Genomic DNA, 26345 nt, shown 5'->3' with positions numbered 1-26345 from the left:
CGCCGGAGGGGCTGAGAGACCCAGCCCGTCCGGCGTTTGAGGACGAGGCCCGTTCAGGGCCGAAGCGGGGATCTGGGGGCGGCAGCCCCCAGGGACGGGACGGGTAGGGGCGGCGGGGGCGAGAACATCACACGGGCGTCACGCCGCGTGCCCCCCGTCCACCGACAACTCCGCCCCCGTGACGTAATCCGCCCCCACCAGGTAGGCGACCATCCCCGCCACCTCGCCGGCCGTCCCGAACCGCCCGAGCGCCGTCATCGCCGCCTGCCCCGCCGCGTAGGGACCGTCCGCCGGATTCATGTCCGTGTCGACAGGGCCCGGATGCACGATGTTCGCGGTGATGCCGCGGGGGCCAAGTTCCCTGGCGAGGGCCTTCGTGAGGCCGATCAGGGCCGACTTGCTGGTCGTGTAGAGGGTTCCGCCGGGGCCCGGCACCCGCTGCGTCATACAGGTGCCGACGGTGATGATCCGGCCACCGGACGTCATCCGCGCGGCCGCCGCCTGCGAGGCCAGGAACACCCCGCGCACATTGACCGCCAGCACCCGGTCCACCTCCGCGAGCGACAGGTCCTCCAGCGGGCCCAGCACCCCCACGCCCACGTTGTTCACCAGCACGTCCAGGCCGCCCAGCGCCTCCGCCGCGCGGTCCACCGCCTCCGCCGCCTCGGCCGCGTCCGCGGAGTCCGCCCGCAGGGCCACCGCACGGCGCCCCTCCGCCTCGACGGCCCGTACGACGTCCTCGGCCGCCTCCTTGCCGTTCACGTACGTGAGGGCCACGTCCGCGCCCTCCCGGGCCAGCCGTACCGCCGTCGCCGCGCCGATCCCGCGGCTGCCGCCCGTGACGAGAGCCACCTTGCCGTTCAGAGAAGTAGTCATGGCTCCATCCCAGTGGTCCGCGGACGCCCGTGCTGGCGGCGAACGGACACCGAGGTGGGATGCCCGGAACTCTTTCCTCCGCTTCCCGCGTTCTCCTGACGTGACCCTTCAGCAAGACATCGTCGGCAACGCCATGCAGATGGCGGTCGTCAGCCTGCAGCCCGGTCAGACCGTGTACTGCGAGGCCGGAAAGTTCCTGTTCAAGACCGCGAACGTCACCATGGAGACCCGCCTCGGCGGCCCGTCGAACCCCGGCGGACAGCAGCCCCAGGGCGGCGCCGGCGGCATGGGCGGCATGCTCCGCCAGGCCATGGGCACCGCCATGCAGGTCGGTCAGCGCGCCCTGGCGGGCGAGTCGCCGGCGTTCCAGTACTTCACGTCGACCGGCGGCGAGGGCACCGTCGGCTTCGCGGGCGTCCTGCCCGGTGAGATGCGGGCCCTGGAGCTCGACGGCACGCGCGCGTGGTTCGCGGAGAAGGACGCCTTCGTCGCCGCCGAGTCCACCGTCGACTTCGGCATCGCCTTCCAGGGCGGCCGGACCGGCATGAAGGGCGGCGAGGGGTTCGTCCTGGAGAAGTTCACCGGCCGCGGCACCGTGATCATCGCCGGCGCCGGAAACTTCATCGACCTCGATCCGGCCGACTTCGGGGGTCGCATCGAGGTCGACACGGGCTGCGTCGTCGCCTTCGAGGAGGGCATCCGCTACGGCGTCCAGCGCGTCGGCGGCCTCAACCGGCAGGGGCTCATGAACGCCGTCTTCGGCGGCGAGGGCCTCTCCCTGGCCACCCTGGAGGGCAACGGCCGCGTCATCCTCCAGTCCCTCACCATCGAGAGCCTCGCCAACGCCCTGAAGAAGGCGCAGGGCGGCGACAAGCAGGGTCCGACGGGCGGCCTGTTCTCGACGAACGCCGGGTGACGCGCCACCGATGAGTTGCGGGCGCCGGTGGGGTCTGAGCTGATGACAACAGACCCCACCCGAGAGAGAAGGCACCCGTCATGGGCAAGCTCGTCTCCCAGATCTTCGTCAGCCTCGACGGCGTCTACCAGGGCCCCGGCGGCCCCCAGGAGGACACCAGGAACGGCTTCGAGCAGGGCGGCTGGACCGTCCCGTACGCCGACGAGGACTTCGGCCGGTTCGTCGACGGGGTCTTCGCCGACGTCGGCGCGTTCCTCCTCGGCCGTCGTACGTACGACATCTTCGCCGGGTACTGGCCGAAGGTGACCGACCCCGCCAACCCGGTCGCCGTGAAGCTCAACGCCCTGCCGAAGTACGTCGCCTCGTCCACTCTCACCGACCCGGAGTGGTCCGGCACCACCGTCATCGGCGGCGACCTCGCCAAGGAGGTCACCTCCCTCAAGGAGCGCACCGACGGCGAGATCCAGCTCCACGGCAGCGGAGCGCTCCTGCGCTCCCTGCTGAATCTCGACCTGATCGACACCGTCCACCTGATCACCTTCCCGGTCGTGCTCGGCGCCGGCCGCCGCCTCTTCACCGAGGGCAGCCTGCCCACCGCCTTCACGCACCGGAGCGGGCTCATCACCTCCACGGGCGCCTCCATCCAGACCTACGACCTGGCGGGACGGCCGGAGTACGGGTCGTACGAGCTCCCCGAAAACCCCTAGGCGAAGTCCGGCCGCGCGAGTACGGTGATCGCTCCGCGTGCGAGCCACCGACGTCTCCACATCACCGAGGGAGACCGGGAGAGCCGCCCAGATGTCCTCGATCGCCGTACCGCGCGTCCTCGCGCCCCGCCGCACCTGGCTGACCGACCTGCCCGTCCTGCTCGTGGCGGTGGTGTGGGGCGCGAGCTATCTCGCCGCCAAGGACATCACCACCGCCCGCACGGTGATCGCGGTCCTGGTGCTGCGCTTCGCGATCGTCCTGCCCGCCCTCGTGGCCGCCGGGTGGCGCTCGCTGCGCACCCTGAGCGCCGCCCAGTGGCGCGGGGCCGGACTCCTCGGGCTGATCCTCAGCGGGATCTTCCTGCTGGAGACGTACGGCGTCGTCCACACGTCGGCCACCAACGCGGGCCTCATCATCAGCCTCACCATGATCTTCACGCCGCTCGCCGAGGCCGCCGTCACCCGCACCCGCCCCTCACGGGCCTTCCTCGGCGCCGCCGCACTCTCTGTGCTCGGCGTCGTCCTGCTCACCCAGGGCGGCGGCTTCACCTCGCCCTCCCTCGGCGATCTGCTCATGCTGCTCGCGGCCCTGGCACGCACGGTCCACGTCCTCGCCATGTCCCGCGTCAAGTCCGTCCAGGGCGCCGACGCGCTCTCCCTGACCACCGTCCAACTCGGCGCCGCCGTGGCGGTGTTCGCGCTCCTGGCGACCGGCGCCGACGCCAAGCCCTGGCAGACGGCCGTGGACTTCGGACCGCGCGAGTGGGCCGGGCTGCTGTTCCTGTCCGTGTTCTGCACGTTGTTCGCCTTCTTCGTGCAGATGTGGGCGGTCCGCCGCACCTCCCCGTCCCGGGTCAGCCTGCTCCTGGGCACCGAGCCCCTGTGGGCCGCCCTGGCCGGTATCGCGCTCGGCGGGGAACGGCTCGGCGTGCTCGGCCTGGCGGGGGGCGCGCTGGTGCTTGTGGGGACCGCGTGGGGACGCCGGGCGGCAGGTTAACTCCGGGAAAACTCATCGGACTTGACAGTAAAAATCTCCGGAGTTGTCATTGACATGCCACTGTCTACGCGCGTCATCATGAGGGCATGAGATTCCCCCCACGAATCACTCGCATCGGCGCCGCGGTCGCCGTCCTGTCCGCGCTTCTCGTCGGCGGCACCGTCGCCACGGCCTCCCCGGCCGCCGCCGCGGTCGGCAGCATCTGCTACAGCGCCCTGCCCTCCCAGGCGCACGACACCCTCGACCTGATCGAGCAGGGTGGTCCCTACCCGTACTCCCAGGACGGCACCGTCTTCCAGAACCGGGAAGGCGTCCTGCCCAGCCAGTCGAGCAGCTACTACCACGAGTACACGGTCATCACGCCCGGATCGTCCACTCGCGGAGCCCGTCGCATCGTCACCGGCCAGAAGACCCAGGAGGACTACTACACGGCGGACCACTACGCCACGTTCAAGCTGGTCAACTACAGCTGCTGAGCCGCGTCGCACCTCGTCGGGGCGTCGGGTAACGGTGAGGCCGGCCGGAGCTCCGGTCCCCGTTCAGCCCGACTTCCGGCTCTCCGCGGCGGCGAACAGCGCGATCGCCAGCACGAGCAGGGCGACACTCGCGTAGAGCCCGTAGCCGTCGAGGAAGCCGATCCTCTGCACGAGTCCCCAGTGCCAGTCGGTGAACTCGTGCACCAGGCCGGCGACGCCCTGCACCAGGGCGAAGAATCCGAGCAGTTCCAGCAGTTGCTTCATGCGCATACGCTCGCCCCGCGGACCCCCCACGCACATCGGCCGCGGGGCGAGGCGCGTGCGACGGAAGTCTGCGGTCCGCGCGGTCCGGCCGCGCCGAAAGTAGGCGGCCCGCCGACTTTGGTCGGAGATCCCGTCCGCGCGGAGGTGACACGGGCCTTCCGTGCGTAGATTTGTCGACCGTGAGTGGAGACGAGTCCGTAGCGGTGCCCCCGGCGTTCGCGGGGCGGCGCTGGCTGATGCCCTCGGCTGTCCTGAAGGAGCTCGACCCGGACGGCGAGCGCCCCGGACGGCGGCCCCGGCGTACCGCGCGCGACTGGCTCGTCGACTTCAGCTGCTTCGCGGTGGCCGTCATCGTCGGCCTGGTCGGCGCGGAGGCGGTGACCTCCAACCCCCATGTCCCGGACGCCCTCGCCCGCCTCGACCAGGTGATCGGCGCGGTCGCCTGCGCCGCGGTGTGGCTGCGCCGCCGCTGGCCCGTCGGGCTGGCCGTCGCCATGCTCCCCGTGGGGCTCGTCTCGGACACCGCGGGCGGCACCTGCATCATCGCCCTGTTCACGCTCGCCGTGCACCGGCCGTTCCGGTACATCGCGTGGGTGGGCGGGGCCAACACGGCGCTGATCCCGCTCTACTGCTGGATACGCCCCGACCCCGACCTGCCGTATCTCGCCATCGTCGTCATCCTCGTGCTGATGACCGCGGTGGTGGTCGCCTCGGGCATGGTCGTACGGTCCAAGCGGCAGCTCGTGCTGAGCTTCCAGGACCGCGCCCGGCGCGCCGCGACGGAGGCCCGGCTGCGGGCCGAGCAGGCGCAGCGGCTGGCCCGCGAGGCCATCGCCCGCGAGATGCACGACGTCCTCGCCCACCGGCTGACCCTGCTCAGCGTGCACGCGGGCGCGCTGGAGTTCCGGCCCGACGCACCCCGGGAGGAGGTCGCCCGCGCGGCCGGCGTCATCCGGGAGAGCTCCCACGAGGCGCTCCAGGACCTGCGCGAGATCATCGGTGTCCTGCGGGCCGGGGAGCAGGACGACACGGGCCGTCCCCAGCCGACCCTCGCCGCACTGGACGCGCTGGTCGCCGAGTCCCGTGAGGCCGGCATGAAGGTCAGCCTCGACACCCGCGTCACCGACCCCGCCGCCGTCCCCGCCTCCGTCGGCCGCACCGCCTACCGCATCGCCCAGGAGGGCCTGACCAACGCCCGCAAACACGCCCCCGGCACCGAGGTCACCGTCGCGGTCGAGGGCGGCCCCGGTGACGGGCTCACCGTGGCGGTGCACAACCCGGCACCCGAGGGCGAGGTGACCCCTGTGCCGGGCTCCGGACAGGGGCTCATCGGGCTGACGGAACGGGCGTCGCTGGCCGGCGGCAGCCTGGAACACGGCGCTACGGCGGACGGCGGCTTCGAGGTACGGGCGTGGCTGCCGTGGGGGTGAGGACGGCACCGGGACCGGCCTGAGCACCGGCGTTGGCTCGGCCTGAGCACCGGCATCCGCACCGGTACCGGCACCGGTGCGTCGGCGGCCCGGGAGGCGCTCTCTGCCGGTCACCACCGGCACCCCGCCCGTGTGCCCCGATGCGCCGACGACCGTCGCTCCTGGCCTGCCCAACTCCGCGCCACACTCGCCCGGGTGACGCCGCGTCAACACGGCCCCGGCGAACCCCGTAGCCGCTAGCGTGGGGTGCCGTGCGGCACTTGTGGCCGGTGCGGCGGGCGCACGATCATGGGTGTCATGTCCCCTGATGCTCCGGAGTTCGACGTCGCGTCGGTCCTCAGGGAGGTGAAGATGGTCCGGGTGGAGGGCCTGGTCCGGATCCGTGACCTCGATCTCCCGCTGCTGCGGCGGGCGGCCGCTCCGCGCTCCGGCGCGGTCACCGACGCCTGGCCTGTCGAGGTCGAGAACCTGCTGCGGGCCGCGGTGGCCCGGATCGGCGGGGGCGCGCTCCAGGCGGCGGCCGAATTCACCATCGGCCTGGCACCCGGGATGCGCGACCGGCCGGCAGCGGACCGGCGCAGGCTCGCCGCGCGGGCGTACAGCGTCAGTGTCGAGCGGTTCCGCAAGAGCCAGGAGGAGATGGTCCTCGGCCAGATCGCCGAGCAGGTGTGCTGGCTCGCCGGCACCGGCGCGCGGCGCGGCCCGGGAGACGGACCCGCCCTGCTCGCCCCCCACTTGCAGCACCGCACCCTGCATGTCGGGCCCATCGGCGTGACGCTCCACTTACACCCCGTCGAGCTCATCCGGAACGTGGACGTGATCGTCTCACCGTCCAACACCCACTTCGCCCTGCCCGAGATGTTCAAGGCCTCCGTGCCGGCCGCGCTGCGCCGGGCCGGTGCGGTGCGCGACGCGCGGGGCGACGTGACCGGCGACCCGGTGCACGAGGAACTGGCCCGGTGGCGCCGGGAGAACGGCGTCACGGGGCGCCCCGTACTCCCCGGAACCGTCGCGCCGACCGGCCCCGGCGCCCTCGCCGCGCGCGGAATCCGCCGTATCTACCACGCGGCTGTCACCATCCCCAGGCCCGGCACCAACGACTACGACGTCACCCCGCAGGACATCGCCGCGGCCGCGGCCCGCGCTCTGGCCCTGATGGACGAGGAACGCGACGCCCACACCCCGCCGTTGCGCTCGATCTGCTTCCCCCTGCTGGGCGCCGGTCGCGGCGGACTGCCGGCGCAGACCAGCCTGAGCGCCCTGTGGTCCGCGCTGGCAGCCGACTCCGCTCCGGACCGCAGGCTGCATCTCGTCGCGCGCAGGCCGCTGCTCGCCGAGTTGATCGCGGATGTGCTCGGGGCGACCCAACAGCCCCTGCAACCAACGCATTCGACCGGAAGTGGAGAGAGGGAGGCCGGGTGCGGGTGAACCCCTTCATGGTGCTCGCCGCGTTCGCCGCCGACTTCGGCAGGTTGTCGCCGCTGCTCGACCCGGGCGTACGGCAGTCCCTGGGCGATCGGCTCGCCGAACTGCGGGCGGCGGGCCCCGACCAGGAACCGGCCGCCGACCGAGCGGCCCGGACCCTGCTCGACGCCCTCCCGGCCGAGGAGGCCGCGCGACTGCGCCGCCAGGACGGCGGCCAGGGGCGGTTCGTGGGCGGGTCCGACTCCGCGCAGTACGAGGGGTTCGCCGCCGCCGACCTGTGCATGCTCGTGCTCGACGGCAACCCGATGGTCGGCCCCGTCCTGGGCCCCGTACGCGAACGCCTGCTCGCGCAGCCCGCGTCGCAGTGGTGGCGGGACGCCGATCCACGGCTGATCGCGCTGTCCGGCGAGGACGGCCGCAGACGGCTCCCGCTGTTCCAGTTCGAGGCCGGGACCATGCCCTGGCGGATCGTGCTGGAGGTCAACACCGTGCTGCGCGCCGACATCGACCCCTGGGGAGCCGCCGACTGGTGGCTTTCCCGCACGACATGGTGGGACGGCACCCCGGCCGGGCTGCTGGGCCGCGACCGCGACGCCGAACTACTGGGCGCCGCGCAGGCGTTGGCGGCCGTCGACGGGGCGGGGGAGTAGCCGATGGGCAAGTACCCGCCCCCCGAGGTGCCGCCCGGTGAGCCCACCCGTGCCGTCCTGCGCGCCGGCACACCCGTCTACCGGGTCCACTCCACGCACCGCGCGCCGACGGCGTACAACTCCCGCCTCTCGCACCCCTTCTACTACGGTGGCCGGTTCGACAGCACCCTCTACGACCCCTACGGCTACCTCTACGTCGGCTTCGGCGTCGGCGCGGCAGTGAGCGAGGTGCTGCTGCGCTCACTGCCCTTCGACGGCGACGGCGGCCCGCGACTGCTGCCGCGCGTCGCGTTCGAGCGGCGCAGTCTGTCGTTCCTCCGGCTGGCCGCGGATGTCGAGGTCGTGTCGCTGATGTCCGGCGCGGACCTCGCGGCGGTGGCACAGGACACCTGGCTGGTGCACACCGAGGGCGCCGACTACCCGCAGACCCGTGACTGGGGGCACTGGATCCGGCGGCAGACGAAACCCTGGGCGCAGGGCTTCGTCTGGCCGTCGAAACGCGAACCCGCCGACCGGGTCGCCGTCCTCTTCGAGGACCGGGGCGGGGCGCAGGTCCTCGAACCCACGGGCGCGCCGTCCGTCGACTTCGGGACCGAGGAAGGCGAGCGCTGGCTGGACGGCGTACTCGCGCCGTACCGGACACAGGCCGCGCCACGACGGCCGGAACGGATGATCTGAAGTGCCGCAGCAGCCGTACGACTTGCACGCGCTGATCTACGAGATCCAGCAGAGCGCACGCCAAGGGATGAACGACGCCCAGGACATGACCCGGCTCACCTCCCTCGTGCTCGGCCATCTGGGCTGCGCCACGGGCCGCGAGGCGTACGACATGCTGTACGAGGACTGGAAGGCGCTGCCCCGGGGCACCATGATGTCCGGACTGCGCGCGGGGCAGATCCTCAGCATTCTTACGCACCTGATGTTCGACCGCCCGGTCGCCGACGAGCGGCGGCAGCGGGAACTCCTGGGCGAGGCGCGGCAGTACGGGCCGCAGGACCAGTCCTGGCAGGCCGGCATCCTGGGCGTGAGCAGTATGCAGGCACTCCAACAGCTGGGTGACCCGGCGGAGTTGGAGGCTGCACTCGGGCGACTGGAGGAAGCCCGCGCCATGCTGCCCCCTGGCAGCCCGCAGCGGGACGCCATCGACGTGTCGCACGCCGGAGTCCGTATTCACCTGGCCCAACTCGGTGGCGGCGAGGACGACTTCGACTCCGCGGTCGAGGACCTGGCCCGGCTCGCCGACTCGCCGGTGTTCGACGAACAGCAGCGCCTGGCCATGGCCGTACAGCTGGCCGTGTACCGCTCCCACCAGGCCACCCGGCGCGAGGACGAGGCCGACCTCGCCCTACGGATCAGGGAGATGGAGTCCGCCCTGGCGCGGATGTCGCCCGACCAGATGGACCGGCCCAACCTCGAGGCCTACCTCGACGCCGCCCGCGGGAACCTGGCGGTCCTCCGCGCCCGCCGCACCGGCGAGGACCTCACCGCGGCGGACTTCCCGCCCGCGACGCCACTGGACGAGATACGACGACAACTCGCCGGCGTCCCGCAGAACGCGCGGACCGACCGGCTCAGCGACGTCGGTCTCGCCCGGGCGACGCGCGCCATGCTCGCCGGCGACTACGCGGTCACCGTCGAGGCGTTCGGTCTCCTCGAAGAGGCCATGGACCTGCTGGAGCCCGACGACGAACGGTGGCTCCGCAACGCCGGCACGCTCGGCATGGCCCACTGCATGCTCGCCGTCAACAGCATCGCCCCCCGTGCCGACTGCCCCCACCACCTGGACCAGGGCATCTCCTGGCTGCGGCACACCCTCAAGCTGTCCGGCGGCCCGGAGCATCCGCAGTGGGGGAACACCGGGATGTGCCTCGCCATGGCCTACCGGTTCCGTGGCGACTATCTGCATCCACGCGACCGGCACGCCAAGCGCCGCAACCACGAGGAGTCCCGGCGCGTCGGCCTCGACTCCCTGCGGGCGGCGGCCTGGCAGGTCATCCTCCAGTCCGGTACCTCCCACGCCGCCGAGACCGCCCGGCGCGCGGGCGAGAACGCGCTCGACGTGGCCCGCTGGTGCATCGAGGACGGCGCCCACGCGGACGCCGTCCGCGCCCTCGACGCCGGACGCGGGCTGGCCCTGCACGCGGCGACCGTGGCGACCACTGTGCCCGATCTGCTGGCCGCCGCGGGCCGGCCCGAACTCGCGGACGAATGGCGGCGGGCCGGCGTCGTGGCCGCCGTACCGCAACCCGAGGCCGGACTGACGCTCACGGGACAGATCCCCGTCTCCGGCCCGTCCAGCCGGCTGCGCCGCCGTGTCCTGGAGGTACTGTCCGCGTCTCCGCTGCGGCAGCGGCTGCTGTACGCCCCTTCGCCCGAGGAGATCGGCGCGGCCCTGCGCACCATGGGCGCGACGGCCCTGGTCTATCTCGTTCCCGGCAACGCGGAGGAGCCGAGCCTGACGGACCGGGTGTTCTTCGGCCGGCGAGCCGACGAGGGCCAGGCGCTCATCGTCTCCGCCGACGGCCGGACACAGGCGCTGCCCATGCCCCGACTGCTCGTCGAGGCCACCGAGTTGGCGTCCTACCGCGCCACCGGCACCCCTGGCCGGGACGCCGGCGGCCCGCCCACCGAGCCCAGCCCCGCCCCACCGCCCCGCGCGGATGTGAGCCGGGCTGCGCTGGAACGACTGTGCGACTGGGCCGGTACGGCGGTGATGGAGCCTCTGCTGAAGCACCTCCCGCGCGGTTACGGCCGGGTGCCCTCCGTCGTGCTGGTGCCGATGGCGGAGCTCGGCGCTGTGCCCTGGCACGCGGCCCGTCTGCCCGGCCGAGGCCGCCGCCACGCCTGCCAGGAGGCGGACGTCTCCTACCTCCCGTCTGCCCGGCTGCTGTGCGAGGTCGCCGCCCGGCCCGCCGCCCGGACCCGGCAGGCCCTCGTCGTCGGCAACCCCACCCGCGACCTCCATCACGCGGGCGAGGAGGCGGAAGCCATCCACCGCGCCTTCCACCCGGACGGCGACATCCTCGGCCCCGGCACCGCCACGCCCGCCGCCGTCACCGACTGGCTGCACCGACAGCGAGGCGGACTGCTGCACCTCGCCTGCCACGGCGTGGTGCGCCAGGGCGAGCGGCACAGTGCCTATCTCGCCCTGTCCGGGGGGCAGTTGGCGGCCGAGGACCTGACCGAGGGGGCCCGTCGCTTCCCGGACCTGGAACTGGTCGTCCTCGCCGCCTGCCGTACCAATGTGTCGGGGCGCGGCTACGACGAGGCGTACAGCCTGTCAACGGCGTTCCTCGTGGCCGGCGCCCGCTCGGTGATCGGCTCCCTGTGGCCGGTGCCCGACGAGGCGACGTCCCTGCTGATGTACATGACCCACCACTTCATGAGCCGCGACGGTATGCCGCCCGGACCGGCCCTGCGCAGCGCGCAGTTGTGGATGCTGGACGACCGTCGCCGGCCGCCGCCCGGGATGCCGGCCCGCCTCCAGGACCGCGTGCGCCGTATCAGCGGCGCCGACCTGACGTCCTGGGCGGGCTTCACCCACCTGGGCCGGTGAGCCGGTCAGGTGACCTCCGTACGCACCACGACCTGGGCCGTACCCCAGCGGCCCACGTCGTGCGCCGGGCCGCCCGCGTCCCGCCGCTGCGACGGCGTGGTGAGCCGCAGCAGGCCGCCGACGGCCGGTTCCCGGTACGCGCGCTCGCCCTCTTCGGGGGTCTCGGGGGGCCAGGCGGGCAGCCGGAAGGGCGCGAGGTTCAGCTCGTTCTCGGTCACGATCACCTTCAACCAGTCCCGGGCGAAGGCACCCCGCACCAGCGCCCGCCCCGGCGGCAGCCGCAGCCACACCGGCTCCCCGCGGCGCGCCAGACCCGCCCTGCCGGGCCCGACGAAGTCACCCTCGTACAGGTGCGGAGAACAGGCGTAACGGTCCGTCAGGTCCAGTAGTACACACCACAGTCGGCGGTGCGACTGGTTGTGGATGCGGACCATCACCTGAGGCTCCCGGCCGGTCAGGGTGTACCCGCAGACGATCTCGCCGTCGGCGGAGTGCGTCACCCGCCCCACCGACGTCTCCTCGACGGTGACCCGGACCAGTGATGACAGCCAGGGATCGGGATTGTGCAGATCCAGGATGTGATGCCAACGGGCCAGGTGCGCAAGGCAGTCGACGACCCGGTCCGCGTCCGCGCGTGAGCGCAGCGGCAGCTCGGGCACCGGATGCCCGGCCCCGCCCGATACCCGCGCCCATCCGCCCGCGGCGTCGACGCGCAGCGGCAGTCCGTCCCCGCCGTGGGCGAGCACCGGCACGTGCGCCATCGCCGCCGAGAGCAGCTGCACCGGTCCGGGGTCCCCGGCGAGCGTCACGGCGGCGGGTGTGAACGCCACTGCTGTCGGAGCCACCGGATGCGCCAAGTACCGGTCCGTCGCCCCGGGTTGCCAGCCATCGGGCTCCACCAGACAGGACTCCGGGTGCACTTGACGTACGACGGCCTTGCGTGAGGTGGGTCCGCCGAGCAGCGTGAACTCCGCGCCGGCCGCCCGCAGCCCGTGCGCCTGACCGCAGTTGACCTCCCAGCCGTGCGCCGTGTGCCGGAGCAGGAAGGGCCCGGTCGTGACCGCGGCGCCGGACAGGAAGCCGCCGTCCTCCGGGCCGCGCAGTTCGGGATGCTGGAACGGGGTCCGGGTGCGCACCCGCTCCTCTGCCAGCGTGTGCACCGCGCCGTACGGGGCGCCGGACCCCAGCCGGTCGAGTGCGCCCAGCAGCGCGTGGCTGAAGTAGCCGCGGATCCGGCCGTCGATGAGGTTCTCGTGCGCGCGCTCGTGCGGGCGGCAGGCGGCGAGCAGGACGTGCCGGGCGCTGTCGGGGCCGCTTTCGCCACCGCCTTCGCGGGGAGCGGCCGTGACCTGCCACCAGGGCTGCCAGTCCACGCCGCGGCTCGTCGCGCCGGGCGGCGCGAAGCCGGAGTCGCGGGTCGCGCCGCCCGCGTGGCAGCAGTCCAGGATCGCTACGACGTGGGTGCCCCGCGCCGCGATCTCGTCGAGCAGCGCGCCGAGTTCGCTGTCCTGGAGCAGCGGCTGTCCGGTCGGCCCCAGACTGTCGTGGCACACCAGCGCCTGCGCGTGGCCGGTCGCCTCGCGCGGATCGTCGGTGCGGTACTCGCTGCCGTGGCCGCTGAACCAGAACAGCGCGGTGTCCTGCGGCCCGCCCTGCCCGAGATGCTGCCGGACGCCTGCCAGCACGGCCGCCCTGGAGGCCTGCCCGTCGTGCAGGGACCGGACGACGGGCGCAAGGGTGCCGCTCTGTTGTCGCAGCCAACTCTCCGCATCCCGCGCGTCGTTGACGCAGCCACGCAGCCGGCGGCCGCCGGGGTAGTCGTCGATGCCTACGAACAGGGCGTACACGGTGCGCATGGGGCGATCTTGCCAGCATCGGCAGGGCGTGGACAGGGCATACCCGGGGCGTTCGCCGGGCGTCTACGACCGAACCCATGTCCTTCGGCCGTGAAGCGAGTTGACTTGTGTGAGCGTACGGGCCGTACATATGCGGCCCGCAGCCGCACGAGCACCGGAAGGAACACCAGCGTGAGCTTCGGGGGACCCAACAACCCGTACCAGCCGCCCTGTCCGCCGCCGCCGAACACCGGGCCGTACATCCCGCCCCAGCCGTATCCGTACATCCCTCAGCCCCGACCGCAGCCCCCCGCCTCCCTGTGGGGAACGGTGAGCGGCCTCCGCGGTGCCGAATGGCCGCCCTTGCGCGACCTGTTGCGGGGCGGACGCTCTCGTGTCCACGGCTGCGTATGGGCGTTCCTGCTGCTGCCGTGCACCTGGTTCGTGGTGCCGGCCCTGATGGTGGGGTACGTGTTCGCCCGCTCTGCCCGCGTCCGGGCGCACCGCCTCTTCCCGCCACGCGCTCACCGTCTCTACGACGACCCGTATGTGAGACGTCTTCAGAAGACAAGGGCCATGAGCGCGGCCCTCATGACCCTTGTGCTGCTGATCGCCTATGGCAAGCCGGAGGACTTCGGGCAGGCCCAGGAGCAGTACATGATGCGGCTCGTGGTGACCCCGCCGCTGCTGCTCCTGAGCGCGCCGGTGGTGATCGCGGTCCTGATCCGCTGGGCGCCGTCGCACGCGAGGCCGCACATCGGGCAGCGGGTGCGCGCGGCAGGGAAGGCCGCCCTCTGGTACGTCGGCGCGGTGACGGCGATTCCCCTGATCGCGGGCGGAGTCTTCCTGCTCGAACGGGAGTCGGCGAGCGCCGACGCCCCGTGGGCCACTGTCCCGCTCATGGTGCCCCTGTTGTGGCTGCTGTTCTTCCTGGTGTTCGCCACCGGACCCGCCGTGCGCAGCGGCTTCAACGCCGCCGAGGTGCACGCTGCGCTACCCGCCCTCCTGACCGGCACCCTGGTGTGGGAGTTCGCGCTCATCAGCCTGGCCGCGGGCGGACTGCCACCCGGCCCACCGCTCATCCAGGTCCTCGCGTTCCTGTGCGGTCCGGCCTCGGTGTCCGCGGTGGCCTGGTGGGAGATCCGGCGCCTGCGCACCCGACACGGAGTGCTCCTGCGTGGCTGATGACCCGCGGTCTACTCCAGGTAGCCGCTCGCGAGCGCGTGTACGACCCTGAAACCGTGATTACGTAAGGCCCATGACCGCGATCAGACTGCTCCTCGTCGACGACGATCCGCTGGTTCGGGCAGGCCTGTCCCTGATGATCGGCGGTGCCGACGGCATCGAGATCGTCGGGGAGGCCGCCGACGGCAAGGACGTCGACGCGCTCGTCGACCGCACCCGCCCGGACGTCGTCCTCATGGACATCCGGATGCCGTCCATGGACGGCATCACCGCCACCGAACGGCTGCGCACCCGGCCCGACGCGCCCCAGGTCGTGGTCCTCACCACCTTCCACGCCGACGAACAGGTCCTGCGCGCCCTGCGCGCGGGCGCCGCCGGGTTCGTCCTCAAGGACACCCCGCCCGCGGAGATCGTCGACGCGGTGCGCCGGGTCGCGGCCGGCGATCCGGTCCTGTCGCCCACCGTCACCCGGCAGTTGATGCACCACGCGGCCGGCACCGCCGCCGACACCCGCCGGGCACGCGCACGCGCACGGATCGCCGCCGTCAACGACCGCGAACGCGAGGTGGCCGTCGCGGTCGGCCGGGGCCTGTCCAACGCCGAGATCGCCGCGGAACTCTTCATGAGCGTGGCCACCGTCAAGACCCACGTCTCCCGCGTCCTGGCCAAGCTCGGCCTCAACAACCGGGTGCAGATCGCGCTGCTCGCGTATGACGGGGGGCTGTTGGAGGAAGCGGCCGACGCCGCCGAATCCGGGGAATCGGGGGAGGGCGGGCACTAGCGGGTCGCGCTGTCCGTTCTCGGAGTGAGGGGAAGGGATCTTCATGCCAGAAGTGGTCGACCTGGGCGAGTTCGGCGAGGCCTTCCGCACGGACCCGCATCCCGTGTACGCGCGACTGCGTGAGCGGGGTCCGGTGCACCGGATCCGGCCGCCGGGCTCCGATCCCGGCTACTGGGCCTGGCTCGTCGTCGGGCACGAGGAGGCGCGGGCGGCGCTCGCCGACCCCCGGCTGTCCAAGGACGGCCGCCGGATCGGTGTGACGTTCCACGAGGAGGAGCTGATCGGCCGCCATCTGCTGGGCGCCGACCAGCCCGAGCACACCCGGCTGCGCGGCCTCGTCTCCCGCGCCTTCACGATGCGCCGCGTGGAGGAACTGCGGCCCAGGGTCCAGGAGATCACCGACGACCTCCTCGACACGATGCTGCCGTACGGCCGCGGCGACCTGGTGCAGTCCCTCGCCTACCCGCTGCCGATCACCGTGATCTGCGAGCTCCTCGGCGTGCCTGAGATGGACCGCACGGAGTTCCGGAAGGTCTCGACGGAGGTGGTCGCGCCCACCAGCCCCGAGAGCGCCTACGACGCCGTCGTCCGGCTCGACGCGTACCTGCGCGAGCTGATCGAGGACAAGCGGTGCGCCGGACCGGGCGACGACCTGCTGAGCGACCTCATCCGCACCACCGCCGAGGACGGCGACCGGCTCTCCCCCCAGGAACTGCTGGGCATGGCCTTCCTCCTGCTGATCGCCGGCCACGAGACGACGGTCAACCTCATCACCAACGGCGTCCACGCCCTGCTCACCCACCCCGACCAACTCGCCGCCCTGCGCGCCGACATGAGCCTGATCGACGGCGCGGTCGAGGAGACCCTGCGCTACGAGGGGCCGGTGGAGAACGCGACGTTCCGCTACGCCGCCGAGCCGCTGGAGATCGCGGGCACCGCCATCGCCGAGGGCGACCACGTCATGGTCGGCCTCACCGCGGCCGACCGCGACGGCGCCCGCTACCCGGCCCCGGACACCTTCGACATCCGCCGCGACCCCCGGGGCCACCTCGCCTTCGGCCACGGCATCCACTACTGCCTGGGCGCTCCCCTGGCCCGCCTGGAAGCGCGTACGGCGATCCGGAGCCTGCTGGACCGCGCCCCGGACCTGGCCCTGGACGGACCGCCGGGGGAGTGGCTGCCGGGGATGCTGATACGGGGGCTGCGGAGCCTGCCGGTGCGCTGGTAGGCCGTAGGCCGGGTGCGGGGGCAGGGCTGTTACGGGGCCGGAGGACCGCTCAGCCCGGCAGCTCCGTCATCCGTACCGGCCGCCGCTCCTGCCGCGACACCTCGCACGCCTCCGCGATCCGCAGCGCCTGCAACGCCTCGCGCCCGTCGCAGGGGTTGGGCCGCTCGCCCCGGACCACCTCGACGAACGTGTTCAGCTCGGCCTCGTAGGCCGGCCCGAACCGTTCCAGGAACCCCGACCACGGCTTGGTCGCGGCCGGCGGCCCCGTCGGTTCGGTGGACGCGATCGGCGTGCGGTCGTCCAGGCCGACGACGATCTGGTCCAGTTCCCCGGCCAGCTCCATCCGGACGTCGTAGCCCGCGCCGTTCACCCGGGTCGCCGTCGCCGTGGCGAGGGTGCCGTCGTCGAGGGTGAGGACCGCCGCGGCCGTGTCGATGTCGCCCGCGTCACGGAACATCGCGGGTCCGGCGTCGGAGCCGGCCGCGTACACGTCCACGACCTCCCGCCCGGTCACCCAGCGCAGGACGTCGAAGTCGTGGATGAGCGCGTCCCGGTACAGCCCGCCGGACAGCGGCAGCCACGCGGCCGGCGGCGGCGCCTGGTCCGAGGTCAGCGCCCGCACCGTGTGCAGCCGCCCGAGCCGCCCCGACCGCACCGCCTCCCGGGCGCCCGTGTACCCGGCGTCGAAGCGGCGCTGGAACCCCATCTGGAGAACGGTCCCGGCCGACTCGACCTCGCCGATCGCCTGGAGCGTGCCCGGCAGATCGAGGGCGATCGGTTTCTCGCAGAACACCGGCAGCGCCGAGCGTGCCGCGCGGCCGATCAGTTCGGCGTGCGCCGAGGTGGCGGTGGTGATCACCACCGCGTCCACGCCCCATCTGAAGATCTCGTCCACCCCCGGCGCGGCCGTCTCCCCCAGCCGGTTCGCGAGCTCCTGGGCCCGCGCGCCGTCCGCGTCCGTGAGGATCAGGGAGCCGACATCGCGATGACGACTGAGCGTGTTCGCGTGAATGGTGCCGATCCGGCCCGTACCGATGACGCCGATGCGCATGTGAACAAAATGTGGCCGGAGACCCCACCCTGTCAATGCGTATGTCCTGACAATCGAACTACACAACTTCCCGTCAACAGCGCGCGGAGCTACGCTCGGGCCCGTGCCGAAACCAGATGGGGACCCGACCGTGTCGCTCGAACTCAGTGTGGACCGCAGCAGCCCGGTGCCGTTGTACTTCCAGCTGTCCCAGCAGCTGGAGGCCGCGATCGAGCACGGAGCGCTCACCCCCGGCAGCCTGCTGGGCAACGAGATCGAGCTCGCCGCGCGCCTCGGCCTGTCCCGGCCCACCGTCCGCCAGGCCATCCAGTCGCTCGTCGACAAGGGCCTGCTCGTACGCCGCCGCGGCGTCGGCACGCAGGTCGTGCACAGCCAGGTCAAGCGACCGCTCGAGCTCAGCAGCCTCTACGACGACCTGGAAGCGGCAGGTCAGCGCCCCGCCACCAAGGTCATCGTCAACACCCTCGTCCCGGCCTCCGCCGAGGTCGCGGCCGCGCTCGGGGTGGCCGAGGACAGCGACGTGCACCGCATCGAGCGGCTGCGCCTCGCGCACGGCGAGCCGATGGCGTACCTCTGCAACTACCTGCCGACCGACCTGCTCGAGCTGGAGACCGGCCAGCTGGAGGCCACCGGCCTGTACCGGATGATGCGCTCCGCCGGGATCACCCTGCACAGCGCCCGCCAGTCCATCGGCGCGCGCGGCGCCATCGCCGTCGAGGCCGAACGGCTCGCGGAGGAGGAGGGCGCACCGCTGCTCACCATGCAGCGCGTCACCTTCGACGACACCGGGCGCGCGGTCGAGTTCGGCACCCACACCTACCGGCCCACCCGCTACTCCTTCGAGTTCCAACTGCTCGTGAGGCCCTGAAGGCGGCCCCGGGATCCGCTCGAGTGTCGCCGCATTGGTTCCAATGTCCGGACAATGCGACCGACGTACGGCGGACCGCAATGCACCCGCACCCGGCAAAGCACAGGAACCGCCCCTTTGCTCCCCCGCACAGCACCCTTACTCACGGTGAGGCACAATCGGGCCTGATGAGCACCTACGGCAATTTCACGGCCCCGATCGGCTCCCGGCGTGCCCCCGTCCTCCGCACGGTCGGTACCAGGGAACGCCGCTCACACCTGACCGCACCCCGCGTGCCGACGGTCGGGATCGACATCGGCGGCACCAAGGTGATGGCGGGTGTCGTCGATGCCGACGGCAACATCCTGGAGAAGCTCCGCGCGGAGACCCCGGACAAGTCCAAGAGTCCCAAGGTCGTCGAGGACACCATCTGCGAACTGGTCCTGGACCTGTCCGACCGCCACGACGTGCACGCCGTCGGCATCGGCGCGGCCGGCTGGGTCGACGCCGACCGCAACCGCATCCTGTTCGCCCCGCACCTGTCCTGGCGCAACGAGCCGCTGCGCGACCGCCTCGCGGGCAGGCTCGCCGTGCCCGTCCTGGTCGACAACGACGCCAACTCCGCCGCCTGGGCCGAGTGGCGCTTCGGCGCGGGCCGCGACGAGGACCACCTGGTCATGATCACGCTCGGCACCGGCATCGGCGGCGCGATCCTCGAGGACGGCCAGGTCAAGCGCGGAAAGTTCGGTGTCGCGGGCGAGTTCGGCCATATGCAGGTCGTGCCCGGCGGCCACCGCTGCCCGTGCGGCAACCGCGGCTGCTGGGAGCAGTACAGCTCCGGCAACGCGCTGGTCAGGGAGGCCAAGGAGCTGGCCGCGGCCGACTCCCCGGTGGCCTACGGGATCATCGAGCACGTCAAGGGGCAGATCGGCGACATCACCGGCCCGATGATCACCGAGCTGGCCCGTCAGGGCGACGCCATGTGCATCGAGCTGCTCCAGGACATCGGCCAGTGGCTCGGCGTCGGCATCGCCAACCTCGCGGCCGCCCTCGACCCGTCCTGCTTCGTGATCGGCGGCGGTGTCTCGGCCGCCGACGAGCTGCTGATCGGCCCCGCGCGGGACGCCTTCAAGCGCCAGCTCACCGGCCGCGGCTACCGCCCCGAGGCGCGTATCGTCCGCGCCCAGCTCGGCCCCGAGGCCGGCATGGTCGGCGCCGCCGACCTCGCCCGCCTGGTGGCCCGCCGCTTCCGGCGCGCCAACCGGCGCCGGGTCGAGCGCTACGAGCGCTACGCCAAGTACACGGAGTCCCGCCGTACGACCCAGGGGCAGGCGTGAACCCGTCCGTGACCCCTTCGGTGCCCCGTCAGGGCGACTCCCCGGAGGAGCCGCGGCGGCCGGCCGAGGACCGCCGCCACCGCAACCGCCGCCGGGCGCTCACCCTGCTCATCATCGTGCTGCTCATCGGCGTCCCGGCCGGCTACCTGGTGATCTCCGCGAACCAGAGCCGCAACAGCGGCAAGGACAAGGAGGCCAAGTACTCGGCGACCGGCCTCGCCGCCGGCTGGCCGTCCAAGGTCCAGCGCCGCCTCTACCAGGTGCCGATCCCGCACCCCGCGGACCGGATCGCGTACTACGAGACCAACAACTGGAAGACCAGCCGCCTCTACGTCCAGTTCCGCACCAGCAACGCGGGCCTCGACACCTTCCTCGCCGGCGTCGGCGTCAACCGCGACGACCTCAAGGGGGGCGAGATCACCATCGGCACCCGCGACCAGAAGATCACCGGCTGGCGGTTCACCGGCCCCGGCCCCTGGTCGGGCCTCGTCCACAAGCAGAAGAACCCGGCGCCCACCCAGGACATCGTGGTGAACACCGCGGACCCGGCCAACCCGATGGTGTACGTCGTCTCCCGCACCGTTCCGTAGAGCGACGGGCCCCTCCCGTCCGGCGGCCCGTCGCCGGAGCCGATTGTCAGACCCCGCCCGTAGAGTCGAAGACGTCTGATCCGACACGCGGGACGGGAGGTGGCAGGACGTATGAGTGACACGGTCGCGACGGCCGGGCGAGCGACGGACCCGGTCTCCGTGCGGCTCGCCGCCGTCTTCCTGCCCGCACCCCTCCCTCGCGAGGGCCGGATGGCCTTCTGGGACCCCGAGGACGGGCCGCTGCCCGACGGACACACGGATCTCACCGTCGTACGACCACACGGCGCCGGAGTGCGACGCAGGACCGCCCCCGCGCTGGAACTGCCCCTGGCCGAGGCCCTGCCCCTCCTCGTGCGCGCCCGGCGCGACCCCGCCGCCCACCCCGCCACCGCCTGCTGGGGCGCGGCCGCCCTGCACGCGCTGCGGCTCACCGCCCGCGGCCGGCTGCTGCCCGGCCTCACCGCCACCGGCCACGACGCCTGGCGGGCCGGCCCCCTGGACCCGGACGACATCGCGCACCTGCGCGCGATCGCCGCCGCCCTGCCCCACGAGGGCCACGCGGTCCCGCTGCCCGGCCCCGGCCCGCTCCGGCTGCCCGCACCGGAAGCGCTGATGCGCTCCTTCCTGGACGCCGTCGCCGACACCCTCCCGCGCACCCCGGCCGCACCCCTCGCCTCCGGCAAGCCCTTCGCGGACCGCCGCCCGCAGCGCCTGCCCGGCGCGCAGGACTGGGCCGCCGAGGTCGCCGCCGGCATGGACGCGGGCGTGCGGATCTCGCTCCGCCTCGACCTGTCGGCGTACGACCTCTTCGACGAGGGCGGCCGGGCGCGCAGCGCCGGCGCCGCGATCGTCCAGGTGCACAGCCTCGCCGACCCCACCCTCGTGGCCGACGCGGCGGCTCTGTGGTCGGGCGAGGCGGACACGGTGTTCGGCCCCCGCGCCCGTGTGGACGCCGCCCTCGCGGTGCGGCGCGCCGCCCGGGTCTGGGCGCCTCTGGACCGGCTCGCCGAGCAGGACGTGCCCGACGTACTGGCCTTGTCGGAGGAGGAGTTGGGCGACCTGCTCGGCGTCGCCGCGACCCGGCTCGCGGCGGCCGGGGTCGCCGTGCACTGGCCCCGTGACCTGGCCCAGGACCTGAGCGCGGCCGCGGTGGTGCGGTCCGCGCCGGGTTCGGCAACCGACGGCACCGGCTTCTTCGAGAGCGAGGAACTCCTCCAGTTCCGCTGGCAGTTGGCGCTCGGCGGCGACCCGCTCAGCGAGGCCGAGATGGACGCGCTCGCCGAGGCCCACCGGCCCGTGGTCCGGCTGCGCGACCAGTGGGTGCTGGTCGACCCGGCGCTCGTCCGCAAGGCCCGCAAGCGCGAACTGGGCCTGCTCGACCCGGTCGACGCGCTGTCCGTCGCGCTCACCGGCAGCGCGGAGGTCGACGGCGAGACGGTGGAAGCCGTGCCGGTCGGCGCGCTGGCCGTGCTGCGGGACCGGCTGACGGCCGGGGTGCGGCCCGCCGAACCGCCGCCGGGTCTGCACGCCACCCTCCGCGACTACCAACTGCGGGGCCTGGCCTGGCTGGACCTCATGACCTCCCTCGGCCTCGGCGGCTGCCTCGCCGACGACATGGGCCTCGGCAAGACGATCACGGTGATCGCCCTGCACCTGAAGCGCGCCCGCCGCGAGCCGACCCTGGTGATCTGTCCGGCCTCGCTGCTCGGCAACTGGCAGCGGGAGATCACCCGGTTCGCGCCCGGCGTCCCCGTCCGCCGCTTCCACGGCCCCGACCGCACCCTGGAGGACCTCGACGGCGGCTTCGTGCTCACGACGTACGGCACCATGCGATCTGCGGCACCGCGGCTGGCCGAGCAGCGCTGGGGCATGGTCGTCGCGGACGAGGCGCAACATGTGAAGAACCCGTACTCGGCGACGGCGAAGGCGCTGCGCACCATCCCGACACCCGCGCGCGTGGCGCTGTCCGGCACCCCGGTGGAGAACAACCTCTCCGAACTGTGGGCCCTGCTCGACTGGACGACCCCCGGACTGCTCGGCCCCCTGAAGTCCTTCCGCGCCCGCCACGCACGCGCCGTCGAGAACGGCGAGGACGAGGAGGCCGTGCGGCGGCTGGCCCGGCTGGTCCGCCCCTTCCTGCTGCGCCGCAAGAAGTCCGACCCCGGCATCGTCCCCGAACTGCCGCCCAAGACGGAGACGGACCACCCGGTCCCGCTCACCCGCGAACAGGCCTCCCTCTACGAGGCGGTGGTCCGCGAGTCGCTGCTCGCCATCGAGACGGCGCAGGGCATCGCGCGCCGGGGCCTGGTGCTGAAGCTCCTGGGCGCGCTGAAGCAGATCTGCGACCACCCCGCGCTGTATCTGAAGGAGGAAGCCGGAGCCGCCGACCGGCTCGCCGTCCGCTCCGGCAAACTGGCCCTGCTGGACGAGCTGTTGGACACCTTGCTGGCCGAGGACGGCTCGGCACTGGTCTTCACGCAGTACGTCGGCATGGCCCGTCTCATCACCGCCCACCTGACCGACCGCGCGGTCCCGGTGGAGCTGCTGCACGGCGGCACGCCGGTGCCGGAGCGCGAGCACATGGTGGACCGCTTCCAGAGCGGTGCGACGCCCGTCCTGGTCCTGTCACTGAAGGCGGCGGGCACGGGCCTCAACCTCACCCGCGCGGGCCACGTCGTCCACTTCGACCGCTGGTGGAATCCGGCCGTCGAGGAGCAGGCCACCGACCGCGCCTACCGCATCGGCCAGACCCAGCCGGTCCAGGTCCACCGCCTCATCACCGAGGGCACCGTCGAGGACCGCATCGCTGAGATGCTGGAGGCGAAGCGGGCACTGGCCGACGCGATCCTCGGCTCCGGCGAGGCCGCCCTGACCGAACTGACCGACCGCGAACTGTCCGACCTCGTCTCCCTGCGGAGGACGTCATGACGGGCCGGCCGGCGGACGAGGTACGCCGGGCACTGCGGGAGGCGCGGGAGCGCCGGGAGGCGGAGGGGACCGCGGAGGGCGGGACGGAGCCGAGGGAGCCCGCGGGCGACGGCTCTGCGCCGGGGACATCCGCCGGATCCGCCGCAGCCGTCGGCGAAGGGTCCGCGGCGCGGCAGCCGGAGCCCGGCGAGGCCCGGCCGGGGGACGCCGCCCGCGAGGCGCTGCGACGCGCGGCCGCCGATCGGCGGGGCGCCGGAGCCGAGGGACCGGCGCAGGAGGCCGGGACGGCTGAGGACGTGACGGACGCACCTGCCGGGCCGGACGCGTCGGCGAGCGGGTCCGGTGCGGAGACCGCCCGGCTCGGCGACACGGCGGATCCCGCCCCGGGAGCGGTGAACGGGGGAGGAGCCCCGCACGGAGGGCGCCCCGCGGACCGGGCGCGTGAGGCCTTGCGGGCCGCCCGCGCGGAAGAGCGGCGGCTGCGCACGGAGGTCACGGGCGGGGGCACCGATGGCGGGGCCCGGCCGCGCCGTACGACACCGCCCGCTCCCTTCGCCCGAGGCGGTGCAGCCGGCTCGACCGCCGCCGAACGGGCCCGTGCCGTGCGGGAGTCGCTGGCCGACGCCTTCCGTATGCCCGACGACGGGGCGGACCAGGGGAGTCCGGCCGAGTGGGACCCGGACGCCGTTCCCGCGGACGTCTCGCAGGACACGGGCCCCGACCCGTACGGCACCGGCACCGGCCCCGCCCCCCTCCATGCCCACGCCCACGCGGCATTCGGCACCGCCCTCTCGGACTCGCCCCCGTCCGCCGCACCCCGCCACCCCCGCTCCATGGGCGCCCCCGGCCGGGACGGTGAACTGCGCCGTACCTTCCCGGCGTTCACGGCCCGCGCCTCCGGTGAGGACGGTGGATTCGCCGAGACCTGGTGGGGCAACGCGTGGGTGGATGCCCTCGAGAGGGGTGCGCTGGACGCCAAGCGGCTGGCGCGGGGGCGTGGTTACGCGGAGCAGGGCAACGTGGACGCCATCACCGTGACGCCGGGGCTCGTCCTCGCGTACGTCCAGGGCAGCCGGCCTCGGCCGTACCGGGTGCAGGTGCGGCTGCGGACGCTGGACGATGCCGACTGGGACCGGTTCCTGGACGCCGCGGCGGAGCGGACCGGGCACATCGCCGCCCTGCTCGACAAGGAGATGCCCCACGCCCTCGCCGAAGGCGGTGTCCGGCTGCTCCCCGGGCCCGGCGACCTCGAACCGCAGTGCAGCTGCCCCGACCGCGGCCACCCCTGCAAGCACGCCGCCGCCCTCTGCTACCAGACCGCCCGCCTGCTCGACGCCGACCCCTTCGTCCTGCTCCTGCTGCGCGGCCGCGGCGAGCGCGAACTGCTCGACGCGCTGTCCCGGCTGAGCGCCGCCCGCGCGGCCCGCGCCGCCCAGGACAAGGGCCCGGCACCCCTGCCCGGCGTACGCGCCACCGAAGCCCTCGCACCTCGTCGGCTCCCGCCCCTGCCCGCCCCGCTGCCGGTGCCCCCGCACCCGGAGCAGCCCCCGGTCTACCCGGCGGCCCCGGGCGGCCCGGACCCCTTCGCACTGGACCAGTTGGCGACCGACGCCGCCGGTCGCGCCCACGCGCTGCTCGGCACCGGACGCGACCCGGTCGCCGAACTGACGCTGTGGCAGGACGCGGTACGGCTCGCCGCGGCCCGCCCCGGCTCCGGCCTCACCGCCGCCACCCGCTCCCTCTACGCCGCGCTCGCCGCCGCGGCCGGCCGCACCCCGGCCGACCTGGCGCGCGCGGTCGCCGCCTGGCGGCAGGGCGGGTTCGAGGGCCTCGCCGTCCTGGAGGAACCCTGGGACCCGCCGGCCGGCCGCTTCGACCGGGCCCGCCCGCTCCTGCTCGCCGCCGACCTCCCGGCCTTCCGCCCCTGGCGCAACCGCCTCACCCACCCCCGCGGCCATGTCCAACTCCGTCTGGGCCGCGACGGCCTGTGGTACGCCTACGAATCCGACCCGGGCGCCGACGACTGGTGGCCCCGCGGCACCCCCGACCTCGACCCGGTCGGCGCCCTGACCGGCCTGGGTGCCTCACCCGAGGGCTGACACGCTTCACACAACCACCACACACGGTTCGCACAGTGGCTGCGAGGGGTGGCGACTCGTGTGCCACTAAAATGCCGCGATGTCGCTCTGCGACACAGCAACTGACCGAAAGCGAACGGGGGGAGCGGCATGGCTACGGGGGGATGGGGTCCCGGCACGGGACAGCCCGGCGGCAACGGAACGGGCGGACAGGGCTGGGGCCCTCCGCCCGGAGCGCCGGCCAACAACCCCTACGTACCGCCACAGGCGCCGTACCCGCCGCACAACCCGTACCCGCCGCAGAACCCGTACCCCTATGTGCCCCCGGCCCCCGTGCCCGGTCGCGCGCCGCGCCGCCGCAGCCGCCTGTGGTTCCTCTCCGCGCCCTACCTCGTCACCGCCATCCTCCGCTCCGCGCACCGCGTCGCGGTCCGCCTCTTCGTGCAGGAGGGCGACGGCCGGATCGAGGACCGCACCGTGGACCGCGTCCAGGTGGCCCGCACGGTGCTCGGCGCCGTCGCCACGGTCGCCCTGTTCATGGCCTACGGCGCGGAGAGGGACGGCTGGGAGGACGCCGCGACCGGTGGCGTCGCCAACATGATCATCGCCCCGGTCCTGCTGATCGTCGGCGGCCCGCTGGTCATCCTCGCCTTCGTCTTCTACGCGCCCCAGCACCTGAGGCCCCATCTGCGCTCCAGGCTGCACGCCCCGTTGAAGGCGGTCGGCTGGTATCTGCTGACCGTGGGCGTCCTCGCGGGGACCCTCCTGGGAATCGGGCAGGCGTCCAAGAACGACCTGAGCGGGTGGCAGGGCTTTGTGGTGGGGCTCTCGGGGCTGGCCGTGCTGGCCTGGGGCATCCCCTTCTTCCTGCTGGCGTCGCTGTACTCCGCGCGCAGCGCGTTCAACACCGCCCACGTCCATCCGATGCTGCCGCCCGTGGTGACCGTGGCGCTGGTGTGGGTGCTCGCCGTCTTCAACGCGATCGACAGCGGCATGCCCCAGGGCCCGCCGGCCGTGCAGTACTGCTCGCTGCTGGGCGGCCCGCTGTCGGTGACGGCCGTCTCGCTGTGGGAGATGCGAAGGATGCGGACCCGGTTCGGGGTGACCGTCCGCGGCGCGGCCCCCGTCCCCGTCCTCCGGTGAAGGCCGTGTGGGCATTCGCCGGTGATGTCCGGGAGCCGGGTGTGA

General features: G+C 73.3%; 22 protein-coding genes. 18 read left to right on the top strand and 4 right to left on the bottom strand.

The window, feature by feature from the left end; genetic code table 11:
• Positions 1 to 138 precede the first annotated feature (138 nt).
• On the bottom strand, positions 139 to 876 hold the full coding sequence (locus QF037_RS11175) for an SDR family oxidoreductase (RefSeq protein WP_307024132.1): 738 nt from the start codon (positions 874 to 876) through the stop codon (positions 139 to 141).
• 100 nt (positions 877 to 976) lie between these two features.
• On the opposite strand from QF037_RS11175, the gene QF037_RS11170 reads away from it, so the two are divergent.
• The 4 genes from QF037_RS11170 to QF037_RS11155 all read left to right on the top strand — a co-directional run bounded on the left by QF037_RS11170 (position 977) and on the right by QF037_RS11155 (position 3972).
• Positions 977 to 1792 carry an AIM24 family protein gene (locus QF037_RS11170; RefSeq protein WP_307024130.1) on the top strand — a complete coding sequence of 272 codons (816 nt, stop codon included), beginning with the start codon at positions 977 to 979 and terminating at the stop codon, positions 1790 to 1792.
• A gap of 80 nt (positions 1793 to 1872) precedes the next feature.
• Positions 1873 to 2499: a dihydrofolate reductase family protein gene (locus QF037_RS11165; protein WP_307024128.1), complete on the top strand. Its 627-nt coding sequence runs from the start codon at positions 1873 to 1875 to the stop codon at positions 2497 to 2499.
• A 91-nt stretch (positions 2500 to 2590) separates the two neighbouring features.
• Positions 2591 to 3496: a DMT family transporter gene (locus QF037_RS11160; protein WP_307024125.1), complete on the top strand. Its 906-nt coding sequence runs from the start codon at positions 2591 to 2593 to the stop codon at positions 3494 to 3496.
• 86 nt (positions 3497 to 3582) lie between these two features.
• Positions 3583 to 3972, top strand: coding sequence for a ribonuclease (locus QF037_RS11155; protein ID WP_307024123.1), 390 nt, complete (start codon positions 3583 to 3585; stop codon positions 3970 to 3972).
• Between the two features lie 63 nt (positions 3973 to 4035).
• Here the strand turns inward: QF037_RS11155 and QF037_RS11150 are convergent, their stop codons facing one another.
• The gene (locus QF037_RS11150; RefSeq protein ID WP_307024122.1) at positions 4036 to 4236 is read right to left on the bottom strand and encodes a hypothetical protein; all 201 of its coding nucleotides are present in this window, start codon (positions 4234 to 4236) and stop codon (positions 4036 to 4038) included.
• Positions 4237 to 4472: 236 nt separating this feature from the next.
• Here QF037_RS11150 and QF037_RS11145 point away from each other — a divergent pair, with 236 nt between their 5' ends.
• The 5 genes from QF037_RS11145 to QF037_RS11125 all read left to right on the top strand — a co-directional run bounded on the left by QF037_RS11145 (position 4473) and on the right by QF037_RS11125 (position 11297).
• The gene (locus QF037_RS11145; RefSeq protein WP_307037123.1) at positions 4473 to 5666 is read left to right on the top strand and encodes a sensor histidine kinase; all 1194 of its coding nucleotides are present in this window, start codon (positions 4473 to 4475) and stop codon (positions 5664 to 5666) included.
• Positions 5667 to 5963: 297 nt separating this feature from the next.
• On the top strand, positions 5964 to 7094 hold the full coding sequence (locus QF037_RS11140; RefSeq protein WP_307024120.1) for a macro domain-containing protein: 1131 nt from the start codon (positions 5964 to 5966) through the stop codon (positions 7092 to 7094).
• Positions 7085 to 7741 (top strand): hypothetical protein, encoded by a 657-nt coding sequence (locus tag QF037_RS11135; protein WP_307024119.1) that lies wholly within the window; start codon positions 7085 to 7087, stop codon positions 7739 to 7741. Before QF037_RS11140 ends, QF037_RS11135 begins: the two co-directional genes overlap by 10 nt.
• Positions 7742 to 7744: 3 nt before the next feature.
• The gene (locus QF037_RS11130; protein WP_307024117.1) at positions 7745 to 8419 is read left to right on the top strand and encodes an RES family NAD+ phosphorylase; all 675 of its coding nucleotides are present in this window, start codon (positions 7745 to 7747) and stop codon (positions 8417 to 8419) included.
• A 1-nt stretch (position 8420) separates the two neighbouring features.
• On the top strand, positions 8421 to 11297 hold the full coding sequence (locus QF037_RS11125) for a CHAT domain-containing protein (protein WP_307024115.1): 2877 nt from the start codon (positions 8421 to 8423) through the stop codon (positions 11295 to 11297).
• Between the two features lie 5 nt (positions 11298 to 11302).
• Here the strand turns inward: QF037_RS11125 and QF037_RS11120 are convergent, their stop codons facing one another.
• Complete coding sequence (locus QF037_RS11120; RefSeq protein WP_307024113.1) at positions 11303 to 13153, bottom strand: caspase family protein; 1851 nt, start codon at positions 13151 to 13153, stop codon at positions 11303 to 11305.
• A gap of 171 nt (positions 13154 to 13324) precedes the next feature.
• Here QF037_RS11120 and QF037_RS11115 point away from each other — a divergent pair, with 171 nt between their 5' ends.
• The 3 genes from QF037_RS11115 to QF037_RS11105 all read left to right on the top strand — a co-directional run bounded on the left by QF037_RS11115 (position 13325) and on the right by QF037_RS11105 (position 16326).
• Entirely contained in the window at positions 13325 to 14317 is a 993-nt protein-coding gene (locus tag QF037_RS11115) for a hypothetical protein (RefSeq protein WP_307024112.1), read from the top strand.
• A gap of 73 nt (positions 14318 to 14390) precedes the next feature.
• On the top strand, positions 14391 to 15098 hold the full coding sequence (locus QF037_RS11110; RefSeq protein WP_307024108.1) for a response regulator transcription factor: 708 nt from the start codon (positions 14391 to 14393) through the stop codon (positions 15096 to 15098).
• Positions 15099 to 15141: 43 nt separating this feature from the next.
• The gene (locus QF037_RS11105; RefSeq protein WP_307024106.1) at positions 15142 to 16326 is read left to right on the top strand and encodes a cytochrome P450 family protein; all 1185 of its coding nucleotides are present in this window, start codon (positions 15142 to 15144) and stop codon (positions 16324 to 16326) included.
• Positions 16327 to 16375: 49 nt separating this feature from the next.
• Here QF037_RS11105 and QF037_RS11100 read toward each other — a convergent pair whose 3' ends face one another.
• Positions 16376 to 17377, bottom strand: a complete 1002-nt coding sequence (locus QF037_RS11100; protein WP_307024105.1) for a Gfo/Idh/MocA family protein — start codon at positions 17375 to 17377, stop codon at positions 16376 to 16378.
• A gap of 130 nt (positions 17378 to 17507) precedes the next feature.
• On the opposite strand from QF037_RS11100, the gene QF037_RS11095 reads away from it, so the two are divergent.
• From QF037_RS11095 to QF037_RS11070, 6 genes are all read left to right on the top strand, one after another.
• On the top strand, positions 17508 to 18245 hold the full coding sequence (locus QF037_RS11095) for a GntR family transcriptional regulator (protein ID WP_307037121.1): 738 nt from the start codon (positions 17508 to 17510) through the stop codon (positions 18243 to 18245).
• Positions 18246 to 18412: 167 nt separating this feature from the next.
• Complete coding sequence (locus tag QF037_RS11090) at positions 18413 to 19561, top strand: ROK family glucokinase (RefSeq protein ID WP_307024104.1); 1149 nt, start codon at positions 18413 to 18415, stop codon at positions 19559 to 19561.
• An 8-nt stretch (positions 19562 to 19569) separates the two neighbouring features.
• A complete protein-coding gene (locus QF037_RS11085) occupies positions 19570 to 20151 on the top strand; it encodes a sugar kinase (protein ID WP_307037119.1) in 582 nt (193 codons plus the stop codon).
• Positions 20152 to 20262: 111 nt separating this feature from the next.
• Complete coding sequence (locus QF037_RS11080) at positions 20263 to 23079, top strand: DEAD/DEAH box helicase (protein WP_307024102.1); 2817 nt, start codon at positions 20263 to 20265, stop codon at positions 23077 to 23079.
• Positions 23076 to 25178: an SWIM zinc finger family protein gene (locus QF037_RS11075; protein ID WP_307024101.1), complete on the top strand. Its 2103-nt coding sequence runs from the start codon at positions 23076 to 23078 to the stop codon at positions 25176 to 25178. Before QF037_RS11080 ends, QF037_RS11075 begins: the two co-directional genes overlap by 4 nt.
• 129 nt (positions 25179 to 25307) lie before the next feature.
• On the top strand, positions 25308 to 26300 hold the full coding sequence (locus QF037_RS11070; RefSeq protein WP_307024098.1) for a hypothetical protein: 993 nt from the start codon (positions 25308 to 25310) through the stop codon (positions 26298 to 26300).
• Positions 26301 to 26345 lie beyond the last annotated feature (45 nt).

It is taken from the genome of Streptomyces canus (assembly GCF_030815415.1).
Classification (GTDB): Bacteria; Actinomycetota; Actinomycetes; order Streptomycetales; family Streptomycetaceae; genus Streptomyces; species Streptomyces canus_F.
Note: the sequence above shows the minus strand (reverse complement) of the source record. Positions and strands in the feature narration are given on the sequence as shown.

Bases quoted from the DNA above. Each gene is read 5' to 3' on its own strand.
- QF037_RS11175 (WP_307024132.1), bottom strand. From the start codon at position 876: ATGACTACTTCTCTGAACGGCAAGGTGGCTCTCGTCACGGGCGGCAGC.
- QF037_RS11165 (WP_307024128.1), top strand. From the start codon at position 1,873: ATGGGCAAGCTCGTCTCCCAGATCTTCGTCAGCCTCGACGGCGTCTAC.
- QF037_RS11160 (WP_307024125.1), top strand. From the start codon at position 2,591: ATGTCCTCGATCGCCGTACCGCGCGTCCTCGCGCCCCGCCGCACCTGG.
- QF037_RS11155 (WP_307024123.1), top strand. From the start codon at position 3,583: ATGAGATTCCCCCCACGAATCACTCGCATCGGCGCCGCGGTCGCCGTC.
- QF037_RS11150 (WP_307024122.1), bottom strand. From the start codon at position 4,236: ATGAAGCAACTGCTGGAACTGCTCGGATTCTTCGCCCTGGTGCAGGGC.
- QF037_RS11145 (WP_307037123.1), top strand. From the start codon at position 4,473: ATGCCCTCGGCTGTCCTGAAGGAGCTCGACCCGGACGGCGAGCGCCCC.
- QF037_RS11140 (WP_307024120.1), top strand. From the start codon at position 5,964: ATGTCCCCTGATGCTCCGGAGTTCGACGTCGCGTCGGTCCTCAGGGAG.
- QF037_RS11130 (WP_307024117.1), top strand. From the start codon at position 7,745: ATGGGCAAGTACCCGCCCCCCGAGGTGCCGCCCGGTGAGCCCACCCGT.
- QF037_RS11120 (WP_307024113.1), bottom strand. From the start codon at position 13,153: ATGCGCACCGTGTACGCCCTGTTCGTAGGCATCGACGACTACCCCGGC.
- QF037_RS11110 (WP_307024108.1), top strand. From the start codon at position 14,391: ATGACCGCGATCAGACTGCTCCTCGTCGACGACGATCCGCTGGTTCGG.
- QF037_RS11105 (WP_307024106.1), top strand. From the start codon at position 15,142: ATGCCAGAAGTGGTCGACCTGGGCGAGTTCGGCGAGGCCTTCCGCACG.
- QF037_RS11100 (WP_307024105.1), bottom strand. From the start codon at position 17,377: ATGCGCATCGGCGTCATCGGTACGGGCCGGATCGGCACCATTCACGCG.
- QF037_RS11090 (WP_307024104.1), top strand. From the start codon at position 18,413: ATGAGCACCTACGGCAATTTCACGGCCCCGATCGGCTCCCGGCGTGCC.
- QF037_RS11080 (WP_307024102.1), top strand. From the start codon at position 20,263: ATGAGTGACACGGTCGCGACGGCCGGGCGAGCGACGGACCCGGTCTCC.
- QF037_RS11075 (WP_307024101.1), top strand. From the start codon at position 23,076: ATGACGGGCCGGCCGGCGGACGAGGTACGCCGGGCACTGCGGGAGGCG.
- QF037_RS11070 (WP_307024098.1), top strand. From the start codon at position 25,308: ATGGCTACGGGGGGATGGGGTCCCGGCACGGGACAGCCCGGCGGCAAC.